The sequence below is a fragment of the Pediococcus cellicola genome, assembly GCF_001438655.1.
GTDB classification, from domain to species: domain Bacteria; phylum Bacillota; class Bacilli; order Lactobacillales; family Lactobacillaceae; genus Pediococcus; species Pediococcus cellicola.
On record NZ_JQBR01000001.1, the window covers coordinates 265,901 to 282,716 of the forward strand.

General features: G+C 38.6%; 17 protein-coding genes and 1 other annotated feature. Of the genes, 2 read left to right on the plus strand and 15 right to left on the minus strand.

Translation table 11 applies throughout. The annotated features are described in order from the left end of the window. Positions 1-3: 3 nt before the first annotated feature. Positions 4-738, minus strand: coding sequence for a glycerophosphodiester phosphodiesterase (locus tag IV80_RS01290; protein WP_057748341.1), 735 nt, complete (start codon positions 736-738; stop codon positions 4-6). A 90-nt stretch (positions 739-828) separates the two neighbouring features. Between IV80_RS01290 and IV80_RS09920 the strand changes: the two genes are divergently transcribed. Beyond that, positions 829-1,005, plus strand: coding sequence for a DUF3042 family protein (locus IV80_RS09920; protein WP_083490468.1), 177 nt, complete (start codon positions 829-831; stop codon positions 1,003-1,005). A gap of 130 nt (positions 1,006-1,135) precedes the next feature. Here IV80_RS09920 and IV80_RS01295 read toward each other — a convergent pair whose 3' ends face one another. The 7 genes from IV80_RS01295 to IV80_RS01320 form a co-directional block, all read right to left on the minus strand. Next, the gene (locus tag IV80_RS01295; RefSeq protein ID WP_057748344.1) at positions 1,136-1,549 is read right to left on the minus strand and encodes a rhodanese-like domain-containing protein; all 414 of its coding nucleotides are present in this window, start codon (positions 1,547-1,549) and stop codon (positions 1,136-1,138) included. Positions 1,550-1,670: 121 nt separating this feature from the next. Beyond that, positions 1,671-2,633, minus strand: coding sequence for an ROK family glucokinase (locus IV80_RS01300; RefSeq protein WP_057748347.1), 963 nt, complete (start codon positions 2,631-2,633; stop codon positions 1,671-1,673). A gap of 36 nt (positions 2,634-2,669) precedes the next feature. Further along, on the minus strand, positions 2,670-2,873 hold the full coding sequence (locus IV80_RS01305) for a YqgQ family protein (protein WP_057748349.1): 204 nt from the start codon (positions 2,871-2,873) through the stop codon (positions 2,670-2,672). A 51-nt stretch (positions 2,874-2,924) separates the two neighbouring features. After that, a complete protein-coding gene (locus IV80_RS01310) occupies positions 2,925-3,614 on the minus strand; it encodes a rhomboid family intramembrane serine protease (RefSeq protein ID WP_057748352.1) in 690 nt (229 codons plus the stop codon). Further along, entirely contained in the window at positions 3,614-4,171 is a 558-nt protein-coding gene (locus tag IV80_RS01315) for a 5-formyltetrahydrofolate cyclo-ligase (RefSeq protein WP_057748354.1), read from the minus strand. The genes IV80_RS01310 and IV80_RS01315 overlap by 1 nt, the downstream gene beginning before the upstream one ends. 79 nt (positions 4,172-4,250) lie before the next feature. Continuing rightward, a complete protein-coding gene (gene rpmG / locus IV80_RS09925; RefSeq protein WP_074693824.1) occupies positions 4,251-4,400 on the minus strand; it encodes a 50S ribosomal protein L33 in 150 nt (49 codons plus the stop codon). A 114-nt stretch (positions 4,401-4,514) separates the two neighbouring features. Next, a complete protein-coding gene (locus IV80_RS01320) occupies positions 4,515-6,602 on the minus strand; it encodes a peptidoglycan D,D-transpeptidase FtsI family protein (protein WP_236699552.1) in 2,088 nt (695 codons plus the stop codon). A 135-nt stretch (positions 6,603-6,737) separates the two neighbouring features. On the opposite strand from IV80_RS01320, the gene IV80_RS01325 reads away from it, so the two are divergent. Then, positions 6,738-9,404, plus strand: a complete 2,667-nt coding sequence (locus IV80_RS01325; protein WP_057748357.1) for a YfhO family protein — start codon at positions 6,738-6,740, stop codon at positions 9,402-9,404. Between the two features lie 230 nt (positions 9,405-9,634). Here IV80_RS01325 and greA read toward each other — a convergent pair whose 3' ends face one another. The 7 genes from greA to IV80_RS01360 all read right to left on the minus strand — a co-directional run bounded on the left by greA (position 9,635) and on the right by IV80_RS01360 (position 16,764). Beyond that, positions 9,635-10,114: a transcription elongation factor GreA gene (greA, locus tag IV80_RS01330; protein ID WP_057748360.1), complete on the minus strand. Its 480-nt coding sequence runs from the start codon at positions 10,112-10,114 to the stop codon at positions 9,635-9,637. Between the two features lie 76 nt (positions 10,115-10,190). Continuing rightward, on the minus strand, positions 10,191-10,850 hold the full coding sequence (udk, locus tag IV80_RS01335) for a uridine kinase (RefSeq protein WP_057748363.1): 660 nt from the start codon (positions 10,848-10,850) through the stop codon (positions 10,191-10,193). A gap of 17 nt (positions 10,851-10,867) precedes the next feature. Next, complete coding sequence (mltG, locus tag IV80_RS01340) at positions 10,868-12,001, minus strand: endolytic transglycosylase MltG (protein ID WP_057748366.1); 1,134 nt, start codon at positions 11,999-12,001, stop codon at positions 10,868-10,870. 98 nt (positions 12,002-12,099) lie between these two features. Then, on the minus strand, positions 12,100-14,523 hold the full coding sequence (gene pheT, locus IV80_RS01345; protein ID WP_057748367.1) for a phenylalanine--tRNA ligase subunit beta: 2,424 nt from the start codon (positions 14,521-14,523) through the stop codon (positions 12,100-12,102). Between the two features lie 8 nt (positions 14,524-14,531). Continuing rightward, positions 14,532-15,578 carry a phenylalanine--tRNA ligase subunit alpha gene (pheS, locus tag IV80_RS01350; protein WP_057748370.1) on the minus strand — a complete coding sequence of 349 codons (1,047 nt, stop codon included), beginning with the start codon at positions 15,576-15,578 and terminating at the stop codon, positions 14,532-14,534. A gap of 53 nt (positions 15,579-15,631) precedes the next feature. Further along, positions 15,632-15,844 (minus strand) — a binding site (T-box leader). A gap of 44 nt (positions 15,845-15,888) precedes the next feature. Then, complete coding sequence (locus tag IV80_RS01355; protein ID WP_057748373.1) at positions 15,889-16,239, minus strand: winged helix-turn-helix transcriptional regulator; 351 nt, start codon at positions 16,237-16,239, stop codon at positions 15,889-15,891. A 24-nt stretch (positions 16,240-16,263) separates the two neighbouring features. Next, positions 16,264-16,764 carry an HD domain-containing protein gene (locus IV80_RS01360; RefSeq protein ID WP_057748376.1) on the minus strand — a complete coding sequence of 167 codons (501 nt, stop codon included), beginning with the start codon at positions 16,762-16,764 and terminating at the stop codon, positions 16,264-16,266. Positions 16,765-16,816: the final 52 nt, after the last annotated feature.

Sequence of the window (16,816 nt, forward strand, 5' to 3'; positions counted from 1 at the left end):
TTTCTAACCGCCTTGGATGGATTTACGAATAATTACGGCACGACCCGGATAATCGGTAATGATGCCGTCAAACCGCCGTTTAAAACAATAACGCATATCATCATCACTGTTCACTGTCCACGGGCGTAACTGTACGTGTGGCAAAAAGAAACGATGGGCACGTACCCAACGAATATCCGGATGCCAATCTCTGATCAATCGTTTTCGATAAAGACGTCGTGCAAACTTGGTTTGAACCTTGAATAAACTCGCGTATTCAATATCAGGATTCAAACTATACATCTTCACTAATGATTGCGGATGAAAGCTTGAATAAATAACTTTGAAAGGTAATTCTTGCTGGTTCATATAGGCCAGCACTTTTTCTTCAATTCCTGGATACTGAATTTTATCCGTTTTTAATTCCAGATTAAAAATTCCCTTAAATTTTTTTGCTATTAAGAGTTGAATCACTTCATTTAAGGTCGGAATCTGAGTTCCCAAATAGGCATATCCAAAATAACTTCCAGCATCTAAAGTCTTTAGCTGCATGAGTGTTTGATCCATGATACGTCCTTGGCCATTTGTTGTTCGGTCTACAGTCTCATCATGCATAATTATCAAATGACCATCTTTTGACATATGTACATCGGTTTCGATACCGTCTGCACCTTCTTCAATCGCTTTTTCAAAGGCCGGTAAAGTATTTTCAGGTCGAATTCCTTTACTACCTCGGTGTGCAATAATCTTTGTTAACATAAAATCATTCCTATCCGCTTAATATACTGGATATTTTAATCAAAAAAAGTCATAATAAAGATAATCAAAGATGGAAAGGGGTTTCAAAAAATGAAAAATTTTACTAAAGGCTTTATCGTTGGTGGTCTCTCTGTTGTGGGAGCCGCTGGTGCCGCACTTTATACCTTCCACAAAATAATCGTACAACCTATTGAGGAACAAGAAAATCGGGCCGCAGAGAATCGGAAACGTGCTATGCGTAAACAGCGCTCTGCACATAACGGCTAATTGTAAACATTAGGACTGTTTATCAAACGGTCCTTTTTGTTTACGCTAATTTAGCGAAAAAAAGAGATAAAGATTCTTCGAGGATGATGTGCTTATCATTCACCTCAATGATTCTTTACCCCGGATTTAATTAATTTTTCTTTTTTGTTTTACCATTCCACCGTTGAAAACCATAACGAAGAATAAAAAGTTTTTTATACCCCTTCTTAGCTAAAAAGATGGCTGCTCGTGAACTCAAACTACGCCCTTGATCATAGATATATACAGGCAGGTCTGCACGTACTTCTTGGAAACGTGTTTTTAAGGTTGAATACGGAATGTTGCGTGCGCCTAAAATATGTCCCGCATCAAAATCCTTTTTCTCACGTAAGTCAATAACCTGACCTTTGTGCATGCCCTCTTGAAATTCTTCTTCGTCAAGGATTTTTGAAACACGTCGTCGCTTCCAGACCACGTAACCCTGATACACAAAATAAGCAACGATTAAAATAATTAATATTGTATTAATAATAAAGCTAGCTTTTGAACTTGCACCAAATACCAATTCATTCTCCTCCTATGTCAATCAAGTCCATTTTACACATAAATCACCAATTTGCCTAGTATAGAAAATAAAAAAGCCGTTTTAGAAGGTTCTCCTAAAGCCGGCTTCATTTGATTTGTCTTTATTTAAAACTTAATGCTAACGATGCAGCACCGATCACACCAGCATCATTACCCAAACGTGCCAATTTTAGACTAGTTGAATTACGAACCGTTGTAAAGGCAAATTCTTGGAAATAATGATCCACTTGCTTTAATAAGTAATCACCAGCAGCCGAAACACCGCCACCAATCACAATACTTTCAGGGTTCAAAGTATTGGCGAGATTTCCTAAAGCTAATCCCAAGTAGTAACAAACCTTGTCAACCACACGAACGGCTAAAGTATCGCCACTTTTAGCTAAATCAAAAACTAATTTAGAAGTAATATCTTGACCATCGTCTGTTTGTCGTTTTAATTCAGAATCACCAGAAAATTCTTCAGCCATATCACGTGCGACATGAACGACACCAGTTGCAGAAGCGTATTGCTCCAAGCAGCCCCGTTTCCCACAAGTACATAAATAGCCATTGGGTTCTACAGTCACATGTCCAATTTCACCAGCAGCTCCAGCAATTCCATGCAACAACTGGCCATCGGCGATCAGACCGCCACCGATTCCGGTACCTAAAGTAACAAAAGAAACGTCACTCCCATTTTCTCCGGCACCCTTCCATCGTTCGCCAAGCCCTGCAACATTAGCATCATTGTCCATAGTGAACTTGATTCCTGTGCCGGCTTCAACATCAGCTTTTACATGTTGCGTCGTTTTCCAGTTTAAATTATAGGCGCCAACTACTGTCCCATTTTCCCGATCGACAGTTCCTGGTGTGCCCATACCGATTCCAATAAATTGAGATTTGTCCATATTATATAAGTCAATGTGATGATTAATAGAAGCCACAATATCTGGCACAATATGACTTCCCTCATCCAAAATGTTTGTTTCAACACTCCATTTTTGTTGAACTTCTCCAGTATCGGTCAAAATGGCAAACTTAATAGTTGTCCCGCCAAGGTCAACTCCGATTAATTTACGCTCCATTGCTAATTTCCTCCAATATTAAAATAATTTACCTGGCTACTTGGCAGCAACCTCTTCTAAATGATGTTCATGTCGCAAAACCATTACTGCCTTTACATAGGTCTGATTTTCAACGACGCCGGCATCGTGTAAATGTTTTAATTCAATGCTCATTAACTCAATATCCCATAAACGTTTACCGACATAAACGTAAATACCAAACTTTTTAAGTAATTGTTGCACATCATATAGTGTTTTCATAGCATCATCCCAATTAATTATACAGATAAAAAAATATTTGTAAACGTTCTTTTAAAAAGCCGACTTGGTTATAAGAACCCAAAAACAAGCTGCCACTAGCGCGACTAAAACTAATCCTGCTATCCAACGCTTAGAATTTTCGACCTTACCAATTTGCGGAATGCCAACCACATAGCCACCTAAAAATCCCGCTAGTACACCCGCTACATGGGCATAAATGTCTATTCCAGGCTGCCAGAAGCTTGACACTAATGCCAAAACAACGAACAAGCCCAGTTGACGAGCCATCAAACGAATGTAGGGATTATTTCTGAATGATTCCCCCAACATCAGCCAAACACCAAACAGGCCAAAGATAGCTCCACTAGCACCAGCAGACAATGCCAGCGGATTACCCAGTACTAGACTTGCCAAATTACCGAAAATACCTGCCAAAAAATAGAGAAAAATAAATTTAAAATGACCAAACAAGTTTTCAATTTGAATTCCTACGAAATATAAAGTCACCATATTCATGACGATATGCGTCATGCCAATATGAATAAACATCCCGCTCACGAGCCGCCACCACTCTCCGTTTTGCAGAATGGCCGGTTTAAAAACTGCTCCGTAGCGTAATAAAGTTTGTGTATTTTCGGTCCCACCATCAACTGACATAATAAGAAAAATAATCAAATTGATTGCAACTAGACCAATTGTCATATATGGCCCGTTTTGCCACCTTTTTAAAGTTTGTTGCATTAATTTGCCTCACTCTTAATTAATTTATTAATTGGAATATCATGAGCCTCAATTGGCCAGGCAGCTGTTTTAAAATGCTGTGCACTTAAAACTAAACTAATGGTTGCCCCATGATAATCACGCAAAAAGCGATCGTAGTAGCCACCACCGAATCCGAGGCGATAGTTTCCTTGATCAGCAAACCCTAGCCCTGGTACCAAAATTAGATTGATATCTGATTTAGAAATATTGTTTGCGCCAACCGGTTCTGGTATGCCAAATTTGGTTTTTTCTAACTTAGTTGTTGGCAAATACTCAAAAAAGGCCATTTGCCACTTAGCTAAAGTTTTGGGAATAAGAATCGTTTTATGCTCATACCTCGCTTGTTGCATAATGGGTCTCGTATCTACCTCAATCTTACCACTCATTGTGGTAGCAACTGTCTTAGCTTGCTGCCACTCCTTACTTGCAAACAATTTTTCGTAAAGGCTAAGCTGTTCACGCTTTTTTTCAGTCTCATCCATTGCCTGAAGCCGGCTAATTTGAACTTGCCGTTGTTTCTTTTTTTCTACTTGCATGGCAGTATCCCTCAATTCAGGTGATTGAATTAAAAATAATAAAAAAGATCGGAGCAAAATTCGATCATTTTGTCCAATCTTATTTAGTTTCTCGATGTAAAGTAACCTTTCTTTCACGTGGGCAATACTTGTTTAATTCCAAACGATCCGGATTGTTACGTTTATTTTTGCTTGATAGATATTGTCGATTATGACATTCTGTACATTCTAATGTAATGTGTACGCGCATGGCTCCAACCTCCCAACTATAAATTCTGATGGGCGTTGCGCCCTCAACTTAAAATATAATACCACAATAATACTAATCCACGCAAGCAAGTTTCGCATATTCCTCAAGGATCTCTTAATTTGTAGCTGCTTTACTTGAAGATGAGGTTGCTTTAGTTGGATTTTTTAACGTTGACGTACTTTGAACCATCTTCCAATAAGCGTCATACACCTTTTTAGCAAGCTTCATATTATTATCTTCTGCACTTGTCCCTAAACCAGGCAACGCAATCGCTACGACTACTTTAGGATCATTTGAAGGAGCATACGAAGCCAAACTCAAGGTAACTGTTGATTTCCCATTAGTGGTTGTTTCAGCAGTACCTGTTTTAGCTGAAATACCAGGACTAATACTTGCTAGTTCGCCACCAGTCTTATACGTATTAGTTCCGTGAACAACATTATAAAGCCCTTTGGTAACAACTTTCTTTTGAGCCGCCGTATCGTCAATATAATTCAATACCTTCGGCTGAATGGTTTCTTCGAGTTTTCCTAAACCACCTTTGCCATTAGTACCACGAATTTGAGACACAACATGTGGTGCAATGCGATAACCACCATTGGCAATCGTTGAAATATATTGGGCAACCTGAATGGTAGTGTAAGCATCGTAGTTTCCAAATGACAAATCTAACGCTTTACCAATATTAGCTTCCCCACTTGGACCTTTGTATCCTGAAGATTCCCCAGGAATATCTACCCCAGTATCTGTGCCAAGACCAAATCGTTCAAAATAACCACGCATCTTGCTAAAAATATTGGCATTCATTCCCAAAAGACTTGTTCCAGATGAATATTTGAAGCCAGCTTCTTTCATAGCAAGTTGCATCATGTAGGAGTTAGAAGAAACCTCCAGCGCCTGTGAAGCTGTTAAACGTGTATTCTGAGCGCCACCCTTATTAAACCAGGATGCCTTGGCACTGGTACCTGCTAATTTGATGGGTTGATCAGTCAGCGTACTGCTTGAAGGCGAAATCACACCATCCATTAAAGCTCCAGACACCATTGCGCCTTTAACAACCGATCCCATTACAATTGGTTCATTGATCGTCCCTAAAGCATTATCGGTCACTTTTCCTGTACTTGGATTACGATTAACACCTGCTAGTGCAACAATGGCGCCCGTTTTAGGATTCATCACAACGACATACCCGCCAGTGGACTGTCCGCCGGCATTGGTGACAGTTGACCGTGTATATTCCTGTATCTTTTGTTGAAAGGCGGCATTAATCGAGAGTACCAAATTGTCTCCCTTGCGGCCCGCATACTGTTTAACTTCTTTTTTTATCGTTTTATTCCCGCTAACTTCAACCCTTGTTTGTGACTTGGTTCCCTTTAAGATTGGATCATAAGCTTTTTCAAGATAGCTTTGACCCACACTATCATTACGAGAATAACCTTGAGCAAGCAAAATATTCACTTCATCGCTTGGCAAACCTGATTTTGCACTTGATACCGTTCCGGCAATGCTTTTGATTGAATTTCCTTGTGGGTAATTACGCGACCAACTAGTCCCCACTTTTACACCTGGTAATTCTGATAAATGTTCGCCAATCTTTGCAACTTCTGTATTAGACACATCGGACTCTTTGAGATACACCGTTGACAATTCATAGGCACCGTTCATCAAACTAAAAATTTGTGCGGCATTTTTTTCGGATTTAGACAAACGAATATTCTTTTTAACTTTTTTTACCGCTAAATTATAGAGTGTTTTAGAACTATACTCGCTGTGATTTTTGATGCTATCTTCGACTTTAGCTAGATTTTTAGAGCTGGCTAAATAGTAGTCCGCCTCATCTTGCTCTGATAAGGTATCTGTAGAAACTTTTAAGTACTGTCCCAGCCGATCAGCAGTCCGTTTGAGCGTTCCTGATAAGACGTTCATTCCCTTAGTGTATTCAATGGCCTGATGTGACTCATTACCAACTAAAACTTTTCCTGTGGCATCATAAATCATGCCTCGTTGAACATTATTAGTTTCGACTGTCGTATCAGTTCGTTCCACATCGGCAACATACTTCGAGCCATTAAAAATTTGTAAGTATGCCAGACGACCAATCAATGTAATCAACAAAATGGCCACAATAATAAAAATTAAATTGAGTCGAAATGGCAGTTCCGACTTTTTAGTACGAATTTTAGACGATTGTTTTGATTTCAAAATCTTTAGCTCCTTCACGTTGCTGAGACCATTCTAACAAAAAATTCAAAAGGCTTCTATAACATGTTCACATTTTTAGACTATCTTAGTCAATGTGGTATGCTAAGGAAAGTAATTTGGGAAAAGAGGAATACGATGCAAAGATCTAATTTAAATCACACCAAACACTTTAGAAAATCGCAGCAGCTTCAACTACTTCTTAGTTTTTTCATCCCACTCATTTTAATGATGAGTTACTTTATTTACCGAAAAATGGCCCCCTTTGGGTCAAGTAGTTTGCTAACTGTCGATTTAGGTCAACAATATGTCGACCTTTTTGCTTATTTTCGCCATACCATTTTACATGATCCGACTGCTTTTTTCTATTCTTTTTCAAAAGCAATCGGCGGAGATATGTTAGGGACTTGGGCCTATTATTTAATGAGTCCGTTTAACTTCATTTTGCTTTTTTTTTCAGGAAAAACCATTACAACCGGCATTTTCATCATTACTGTTCTTAAATATGCCTTCGCTGGACTTACGTTTGCTATTCTCATTCAAAAAATGTACCGGCAAGCTTCCTGGTTAATCCCTGGCTTAGCCACAGCATATGCTCTAATGGGATTCACAATTGCCAATCAATTGAATTTAATTTGGTTAGACGCTCCTATCTTGCTGCCATTAATTGTTTTGGGTATGGAGCAAATTTTTACAACCGGCAAAATACGATGGTTTGTTTTCTGGTTAACTTTAATACTGATTATTAACTATTACATGGCCTATATGATATGTATCTTTTGTATCCTCTACTTTATTTTTGCCAGTGCTAACCATTATACCGCAATTAAAGAGTGGTTCACAGCCATCAAGAAATTTGTCTGTGGGGCGCTCCTTGCTGCCGGATTATCATCATGGATGCTAATACCCACTTTTTATATCTTGACGCAAAGCAAAGTCCAATATACAGAAACCAGTTTCAAATTTAAATTTGAATATTTTCCTTTTAAAATGCTCAGTAAACTGTTACCAGGGACATTTAATTTTCAGCAGATGCCAAGTGGCTTGCCAAATATTTTCATCGGAGCTTTCTGCTTGATTGGCTTTATTTTGTATTTTAGTAACCAACGATTAAGTATTCGTGAACGACTAACTGCTGCCATCATTTCGTTATTTTTATTCCTGTCACTTTGTTTTGAACCACTAAATCTATTCTGGCACGCCATGCAATATCCTTGGTGGTATCCCTATCGCTTTAGTTTTATTGTTTGTTTTTGGATGATCTTTCTTGCCAGTCGCTATTTATTTTCAATGCCAACATTTTCATCGAAAAGTTTTGTTTTAACAATTTTAATATTCTTAGCCGGATTAAGTTACCTTTGGTTTAATTTAAAGGTCTTTAAAAATTACGTACACCAAGACCAGTTCATTATTGGTAGTCTCTTTGTTTTGTTAGGCTTCCTGTGTTTCGTTTTACTGCGACAGCGACCATCTTCCAGCTGGCTCATAACGGTGCTCATTATCTTAGATGTCTTTGTAAATGCCTGCTGGTCATTAAACAATCTTTCTTATGTCTCACAAAGCGAATTTGGGAAGTACACAACGGCTCTCAATTCAGCTATCAGTCAAATACAAAAAAAAGACGCCGGCTTTTATCGAATTGGCACAACCTACATGCGTACCAAAGATGACGCTATGCAGGCTGCTTTCAATGGGGCCTCACATTTTAGTTCAACTTTCGAAACACAAATTCCGAATTTTATGCAAAAAATTGGCCAACCAGAAGGAGATGGTTTTGTCACCTATTCCAATGGCACTTTGATCACCGATAGCTTGCTAAACATGAAGTACTGGTCAAAAAACATTGATACGAATCAGTTGGTAAACAATACGACGACTAATGCGACTCCCATTTTGCCAGCATTAACTTACCGTCCAGACCTAACTGACTACAAATTAGTTGGCCAGGATACCCTGACACAAACGTTCAAAAATCCATATGCCTTATCAATTGGATTTGGGGCTTCCAGTCAAGCTAAGAAATTCGACGGCCGCACTCTTGATCCTATGCAGTATCAATCTCAATTATACGGTAGTCTAGCGGGACAATCCAAAGCTAAACTTTTTACGGCACAAAATTTCAATGAAGTTATTTTTCAAAATATTAATCAAACCACGAAATTAACTGGTAGTGTTTTGAAAAAAAATAACCTCTCCAAGGCCGGAATCGTCACATTTAAATTTACACCTACAACAAATGATGCTTATTATCTGACATTGGGTCAAGAACTAAACCCAGACAATGCCACTTTTACTGTCAATGGCAAAGCGCTCACTCAGTACTCGCCATATCGAAATACGGTAGTTGTTAATTTTGCCAATCACAGTAAGGGCAAAACAGTTACCTTAAAAATTCAACTCAAAAAAATGAATTTGTGGTTACAAAATTTCACGTTATATCGCTTGAACCAAAGAACTTTTACGAAAATTCATAAACAATTAGCGGCAGCACCCTTAAAGATTTCTCATCATAACAGTCATCGTCTTACGGGGAAAATTACCGTTGCCAAAGAAAACAACTTTTTAATGACTACCATTCCTTATGGAAAAGGGTGGCATGCCAAAGTTGATGGTCATTCTGCAAAAATCACTAAAGTTGCTGGCACTTTCTGTGGTGTGCAACTTACGAAAGGCACACACCAGATTAGTTTAACCTACTGGCCACCGTATTTATTGACTGGCACACTAATTAGTTTATTCTGCTTGATACTTATCCTGGTAGCCATTTACTTTCAATCTCGTAATAAGCGCCAAATAAAAATATAAAAAAAAGAGGCTGGGAAAACACTCCCAGCCTCTTTGTCTCTGGACTTTAATAGTCAAAATTGAGGAAAAAGGTATTTTGACTTCTCCGCATAGCTACGAAAACCACACGATTCAAAGGACGAATCATTTGGTTTCTCAAGCTGTCCAGTCACTTACCGCTTTAGCGATTTTAGTTGCATGGACAATGTCATATACTTGAAGTCAAAGCACCTTTCTCCACGTTCTATTTTCTAAGCTTCAACTTTCAAGATTTGTACTTGCATATCGCCACCTGGTGTCGAAATAACGACTTGTTCCCCAACTTTATGGCCTAACAGCCCTTTAGCGATCGGAGAATCATTAGAAATCTTTCCTGACATTGGATCTGCCTCTGCAGCCCCAACAATTGTATAAGATTCTGGTTCCTCATCTGGTAATTCTTTGAACTCAACTGTTTTGCCTAAAGACACTACGTCCTTAGCAACCGCATTGTTATCAATAATTTCTGCGTTTTGGAGCATATGTTCAATCGTACTAATACGACTTTCAACCATGCTTTGTTCATCCTTAGCAGACTCATACTCCGAATTTTCTGATAAGTCACCAAAACCACGTGCAATTTTTATCCGTTCAATAACCTCAGGACGTGATTTCGTTTTTAATTCATTTAATTCATTTTGTAATTTTTCTTTACCCGCTTCTGTCATAGGGTAAGTTTTTTCATTTGCCACTTTTAAAACACCTCTTATTTATGATAAAAATATAACTTTTCCAGCGTACCATGAACCCTATCGCTTGTAAATAGGTCTACTTACGAAAAATGCCATCTCGGCCTTCTTGAGACAAAATATCTTTAATTTTAGTCGTTAACAAATCAATGGCGACTGTATTTTGTCCCCCTTCTGGCACAATCAGATCCGCATAGCGTTTGGTGGGTTCAACGAATTGATGAAACATTGGTTTAACAGTTGCCAAATACTGAGTAATTACAGAATCAAGCGTCCTACCACGTTCTTTAATATCCCGTTCGATTCTTCTAATAATGCGAATATCGTCATCAGTATCCACGTAAACTTTAATATCCATTAAATTCCGCAACCGTTCATCATCCAAAATCAAAATGCCTTCCAAAATAATCACATCACGTGGTTCTTGGTGAATTGTTTCTTGGCTACGTGTGAGCTTTGTATAGTCATAAACCGGTTTTTCAACCGCCTGATAGTTCAACAATTGTTTGAGTTGTTCAATTAATAAGTCAGTATCAAAAGCTAAAGGATGATCATAGTTAACAGCAGCCCGTTCTTGCATAGTCATATTGGACTGATCTTTGTAATAAGAATCCTGCTGTAAGGTCATAATGGAATGTCCCGACAAATTTTGATAGATTTTTCGACTAACTGTTGTTTTCCCACTACCAGAACCACCGGTAACCCCAATTAAAATCGGTCGTTTTTCTTGTGTCTTCATGAATTAATCTCCATCTGCTATTTATTACTTGGGTCTTGGCTTGCGGCGTTAGATAAATGTTCATCGTAAGTTTGAGAGTAATATATTTTACCAGTCTTTAGATTAGCAACGAAATATAAATAATCTTTGTCACGCGCGCTTGGATGTAAAACGGCTAAAATTGAACTTTTACTTGGATTATTGACTGGTCCTGGTCCAAATCCATTGTGAATTCGTAAATTATATGCTGATTTACTTTTAAGGTCAGTGGTAGTCAAATTAGCACCAAAACTTTTGTTTACGGCATAATAAACAGACACATCTGATTGCAACGGCATTTTAATAGCCAATCGGTTTAAGAAAACACCCGCAATCTTTTCACGATCTGTTTTTGTATTACCTTCTCGTTCAACTAAAGCAGCCAATGACAAGATTTCTTGAACCGTCATTTTTTCCTTTTTAATTTTGGCATAATAAGGTTTTAACACGGTATTTTCCTTAGCTACCATCTGTGTCACAACCGACTTTAGAGAGGTGTTCTTGCCTAATGAGTAAGTTGCCGGGTAAAGATATCCCTCAAGGCGATAACGGACATTTTTAGCCTTAATAGCTGAGCCGAGTAATTGAGGATACTTCTTGGCTAAATCGTTGATAAAGGTTTCATCTTTCATTAACGCAAGAAATTGCGCTTGTTTAAATTTCGAGGCCTTACTAATCGAACTTCCCACTTCGTCAATAGTTTCCCCCTCTTTGATAAGCACATATTTTCCTAAAAGAACCGGCGTTGCACTACCACCCTTTTGCAGACGCTTGGCAATCGTATTCAAACTCATTGAAGGCTTCAATACATAATAGCCAGCCTTCATTTCCGTTAAGTTATGTGATTTAACATAGTAATTAAACACAGCGCCGCTTTTAACCACTTTCTTTTCTTGCAAAATAGAAGCAATTTGGCGCGTTGATGAGCCTTCTGGCACATTAATTTGAATCTGTTGCTTGCTATCTGGATTAAGTGGTTCAAGTGCCCCTGAGAAATAATGGTAAACAATGCCACCCGTTGCCACAACAACAATTGCTAAAATAATCACAACCCACTTAATAATTGAATGACCTTGTGCTTGTTTTCTTTGTCTTACTGACCGATTCTGTCCATTTTGATCTTGGTTATTCAAGAATTCTTCCTCCGTTCCTAAACATTACCTGTTATTATACTAAAAATATAATTAATATGCAGACAACCTTCTCATTGAGACTTCAATATTAATCTCGTTTATCGAATTTCAACTTCAAACGTGTTCTTCAAAGCTTCAATTGCTTGATCAAACTCTTTGTTAACTTCGTCTTCGGTTAAGGTATTGTGCTTATCTCGATAAGTTAAAGTATAAGCCACAGATTTTTTATGTTCAGGAATATGTTTACCCTCGTAAACATCAAATAACTGAATTGTTTCAAGATGATGACTTGATTTCGAACGTAAAGCCGCCACAATATCTGTATTGGTAATGTTTTTGTCAATTAACAAAGCAACATCTCTGGTGATTGCTGGGTATTTAGAAATTGGCTCATAATGCTGAATATTCTTTGGTGCTTCAAGAATGGCCTGCAAATTAAGTTCAAAAACGTAAGTCTCAGGAATTTTAAACTGTTTTTCAATTTGTGGATGTACTTGCCCCATAAAACCAATGACTTGATCGCCAAGGAAAATATCAGCAGTTCGCCCAGGATGCATTTCAGGGCGCTTCTTGTTAGCAACAAAACTAACGGTCTCTTTGAAATTCAAATCATGTAAAAGTAAACTTACAATTCCCTTAAGCTGATAAAAATCAACCGGAACCTCTTTTTGATACCAGCTCTTAGTAGCCAAGGATCCTGTAATGGCACCCGCAATATGTTCAACTTCGTTTGGCCGGTCAACATCTGCAGTACGATAGAACACACGCCCTTGCTCATACAAGGCTACGTTAGAAACCTTACGGGCCACATTATAGGCCACATCATCTAATAAGCCGCTAATTAGATTCATTCTTAAGATCGCATGATCTTGACTCATTGGAAACGCAAGTTTTGTCTCCTCGCTACTTTGTAGCATAAACATTTTTGCTTTCTCAGCAGTGGTCAATCCATAACTCATTGCTTGGTTAAGTCCGCTACCCTGTAAGATATGCCTTGCGCCACGAATAACCTGCTGACTAGTAGTCAACCGGCCGATTGTAGTAGCACCTGTAGGTAAAGTCGAAGGAAGATTATCATATCCATACAAACGCGCAATTTCTTCCAAAATGTCCGCTGGAATATGAATGTCCCATCGCCGAGCGGGAACCGTGATGGTAAAACTTTCACCAGATACTTTAGTTGAAAATTGTAAACGACGCATGATGTTAGTCACATCTTGTACCGATAAATCTGTCCCTAAGACGTGATTAATGCGCGTCAAATCAAGTTTAACCTGAACTTCTTTTGGCTCAGGATCAACTGCAGACAAATGATTAACAACTGCTTTTCCATGACCAAATTGAGCCGTTAATTCAAGTGCTTCTTCTAAAGCCGCAGTCACTGTTGCTGGATTAACACCACGTTCAAATCGCATAGAAGCCTCACTGTGAAGCACATGATAACGAGCCGTTTTGCGAATCTTAATAGGATCAAAAATGGCAGATTCAATCACAACTGTTTTTGTCTCAGGCGTTATTTCGGTATCCAAACCGCCCATGACACCTGCCATCGCAATATTCCTTTCACCATCTTTAATCATCAAGTCAGTGGCTCTTAGTTCACGTTCCTCACCATCAAGTGTGACAAACTTAGTTTTTGCTGGTGAATAACCCACGTGAATTTCTTTTTCCGTCAATTTATCATAGTCAAAAGCATGAAGAGGTTGCCCATATTTCAACATGATATAGTTCGTGACATCCACCACATTATTAATTGGTCTAACGCCTGCCGTCATAAGACGTACTTGTAGCCAAAATGGGCTAGGAACAATGTTAACATGCTGCACAATTCCCATTTGATATGCCTGAACATCTTCCTTCGCGTCAATCTGAATTTTGAGCAACGCTTTAATGTCGGTGCTGTCGTCCGTTGTCTCCAATGCGCGGTGGTTCATAGCCGGAACCTTATCATAGATTGCGCCGATTTCGTATGCATTCCCATCCATACTGAATAAATCACCGCGGTTAGGTGTTACCGATGTATCAATAACGTCATCGTCCATCCCTAAATAACTGTAAACTGGCTCCCCAGGTTTAACATGACTGTCCTCTGGAAAAACATAAATTCCATTTACGTACTCCTTAGGAACAACTTTTTCATCAAATCCAATTTCTTGTAACGCGCAGATCATCCCGTTGGATTGTTCCCCACGCATCTTACTGCGCTTAATTTTGACATTGTCCTTAATTCGAGCACCGTGCATGGCCACAATCACGTCTTGGTCCTTAGCCACATTTGGGGCACCACAGACAATTTGAATGGGTTCGTCTTCGCCAACATCTACTTGACAAATATTAAGGTGATCAGAATTTGGATGTGGTTGAACATCCAAAGTATGACCGACAATTATTTTTTTTAAGCCATCCGCTGCTCGAGTCACTTCATCAACTTCAACGGCTGTCCGTTCAATTTTTTCAGCAAGCACTTTTGGTGCGACATCAAGATCAAAATACTCTTTTAACCAATTATAAGAAACTTTCATTTTAGTTATTATCCTTTCTTCGAAAACTGTGTCAAGAAACGAACATCGTTTAGATAGAAATTACGAATATCATCCACACCATAACGTAACATCGCAAATCGATCTGGGCCTAGTCCAAAGGCAAACCCACCATATACTTCAGGATCTACTCCGGCCATCTTCAAAACGTTAGGATGGACCATTCCTGCACCGAGCACTTCAATCCACCCCGTGTGTTTACATACGGAACAACCCTTTCCCATACAGTTAAAGCAGGTCACATCTGCTTCTACAGAAGGCTCCGTAAAAGGAAAATAACTTGGACGTAAGCGAACTTCAAAACGATCTCCAAAGAGCTCCTTGGCAAGGGTTTCCAAAGTTCCCTTCAAATCACCCATTGTAATATGCTTATCAATTACTAATCCTTCTACTTGATGAAATTGATGCGAATGAGTGGCATCGTCAGTATCACGTCGATAAACCACACCTGGGGAAATCATTTTTAGTGGTCCCTTTGAAAAATCATGTTTTTCCATGGTTCTAGCTTGTACCGGTGAGGTCTGACTTCTCATTAGGATTTCGTCCGTAATATAAAAAGTATCTTGCATATCACGTGCCGGGTGATCTTTGGGAAGATTCAGCATCTCAAAGTTATACTTATCAGTTTCAACTTCTGGTCCTTGAATCACTTGATAACCCATTCCTAAGAAAAGATCTTCAATATTATCAATAATTTGTTGAATGACATGGGGTTGACCTTGACTAACTGGCTTGCCTGGTAAGGTCACGTCAATTTCTTCATCAGCTAATTTTTTTTCGGTAATAGCCTTCTCTAATTCAGACCTTCTTTTTTCAATCGCTTCGGTAATGTTATCCCTAACTCGATTTGAGAGCTCTCCAACTTTTGGTCGATCTGCCTTGGGAATATCTTTCATACCTCGTAAAATCTCGGTAAGTGGTCCTTTCTTTCCTAAAATATTTACCCGAACGGCATCCAATTTTTTTAAATGATCCGCGTGCGAAATTTCGTGTAAAGATTTTTCTTTTAACTCTTCCAACTGTTCATGTAAGCCCATATCCTTTTACCTCCAAATTTTTTAAAAAAGTGCACAAAAAAACTCGTCTCCTGAAAAGGGACGAGTTAACGCGTTACCACCCTGGTTTACCAAACCTTAACGGTCAGTACACTTGGCATCAATAACGGCGATTAACCGATTTATTTTTACAAATAAATAACTCCGAAGTGAATTCGCTGCAGTAATCTTTGATAATTGCTTCCAGTCTACGGCAATTACTCCCTTGCAAAGTACCTTCAGTTACTAATCTTCATCATTGTTTTTCCGACTTAAATATTAGAATAAAAAGTCTTGATAGTCAACCATTCTTTTAATCTTCGTTGGCGTACCAGCAATCCGCAAATTCATGGACCGCATTCATAACAGGGCGTAACGCCTCACCCTTTTTCGTCAATTGATATTCAATTAATGAAGAATTAGGGTAAGTGATTCTGTCAACAATGCCCTCTACCTCTAAATTTTTTAATCGTTCAACCAAAACGCGATCACTACATTTGGGTACATTATGTGCAAGATCTTTAAACCTTTGTGAACCCTCATTTAACAAAACCTCGATAATCAAGCCGTTCCATTTTTGACCAAGAACTGAAAACGTTCGGCTAAACTTTGGACATAACGAAAAATTATCAACCGTTTTAGGTGTTTCTAGTGCTTCTGACATTACTCTTCCTCCCTCTTACAATACCTAAGAAACCCGCCTCTGCATTTTACTAAGCACAAAATGAATTTTCTTATGCAAATGTCCTAAATATTCTTGTGTTGCCGCATAGTCATCTACCACAGAAACAATCATACTCTCACGATACTTTGGAAAAGCCACGGTTGCTCCCCACATATGTTTTAGAATAATATCTTTTTCCATTGGGGTTAATGGTGTCAACTTTTCTGCATTTCGTAATGCAACTCGCGGATGAATGTAGGCATGGGTTCCCAAATCAAATTTGGTTGTTCGCCAATCATAATAAAACAGGTCATGTAGCAAACCTGCACGAGCCACCGCACGAGCGTTTAAATGCCATCTACGGGCAATTAAATAACTTTGATAAGACACTGAAATTGAATGTTGTAGCCGTGTGTAATTATGGTGTTGCGTATATTCATTTAATTTTTGAACTTCTTTAGTATTCAGTAAATCTGAAACGATATCAAGATAAGCTTGATCCTGCTTCCAAGCATTAATTTTCATTAAATACTTCCTTTTTTTCATAGTAAATTTAGCAACAGTTTCACATTGAATT

Excerpts from the sequence above, each read along its gene's own strand:
- IV80_RS01300 (WP_057748347.1), bottom strand. The coding sequence starts at position 2,633 with ATGGAGCGTAAATTAATCGGAGTTGACCTTGGCGGGACAACTATTAAG.
- IV80_RS01325 (WP_057748357.1), top strand. The coding sequence starts at position 6,738 with ATGCAAAGATCTAATTTAAATCACACCAAACACTTTAGAAAATCGCAG.
- pheT (WP_057748367.1), bottom strand. The coding sequence starts at position 14,523 with ATGAAAGTTTCTTATAATTGGTTAAAAGAGTATTTTGATCTTGATGTC.
- udk (WP_057748363.1), bottom strand. The coding sequence starts at position 10,850 with ATGAAGACACAAGAAAAACGACCGATTTTAATTGGGGTTACCGGTGGT.
- IV80_RS01315 (WP_057748354.1), bottom strand. The coding sequence starts at position 4,171 with ATGCAAGTAGAAAAAAAGAAACAACGGCAAGTTCAAATTAGCCGGCTT.
- rpmG (WP_074693824.1), bottom strand. The coding sequence starts at position 4,400 with ATGCGCGTACACATTACATTAGAATGTACAGAATGTCATAATCGACAA.
- pheS (WP_057748370.1), bottom strand. The coding sequence starts at position 15,578 with ATGGGCTTACATGAACAGTTGGAAGAGTTAAAAGAAAAATCTTTACAC.
- IV80_RS01360 (WP_057748376.1), bottom strand. The coding sequence starts at position 16,764 with ATGAAAATTAATGCTTGGAAGCAGGATCAAGCTTATCTTGATATCGTT.
- IV80_RS01310 (WP_057748352.1), bottom strand. The coding sequence starts at position 3,614 with ATGCAACAAACTTTAAAAAGGTGGCAAAACGGGCCATATATGACAATT.
- IV80_RS01290 (WP_057748341.1), bottom strand. The coding sequence starts at position 738 with ATGTTAACAAAGATTATTGCACACCGAGGTAGTAAAGGAATTCGACCT.
- IV80_RS01355 (WP_057748373.1), bottom strand. The coding sequence starts at position 16,239 with ATGTCAGAAGCACTAGAAACACCTAAAACGGTTGATAATTTTTCGTTA.
- IV80_RS09920 (WP_083490468.1), top strand. The coding sequence starts at position 829 with ATGAAAAATTTTACTAAAGGCTTTATCGTTGGTGGTCTCTCTGTTGTG.
- IV80_RS01305 (WP_057748349.1), bottom strand. The coding sequence starts at position 2,873 with ATGAAAACACTATATGATGTGCAACAATTACTTAAAAAGTTTGGTATT.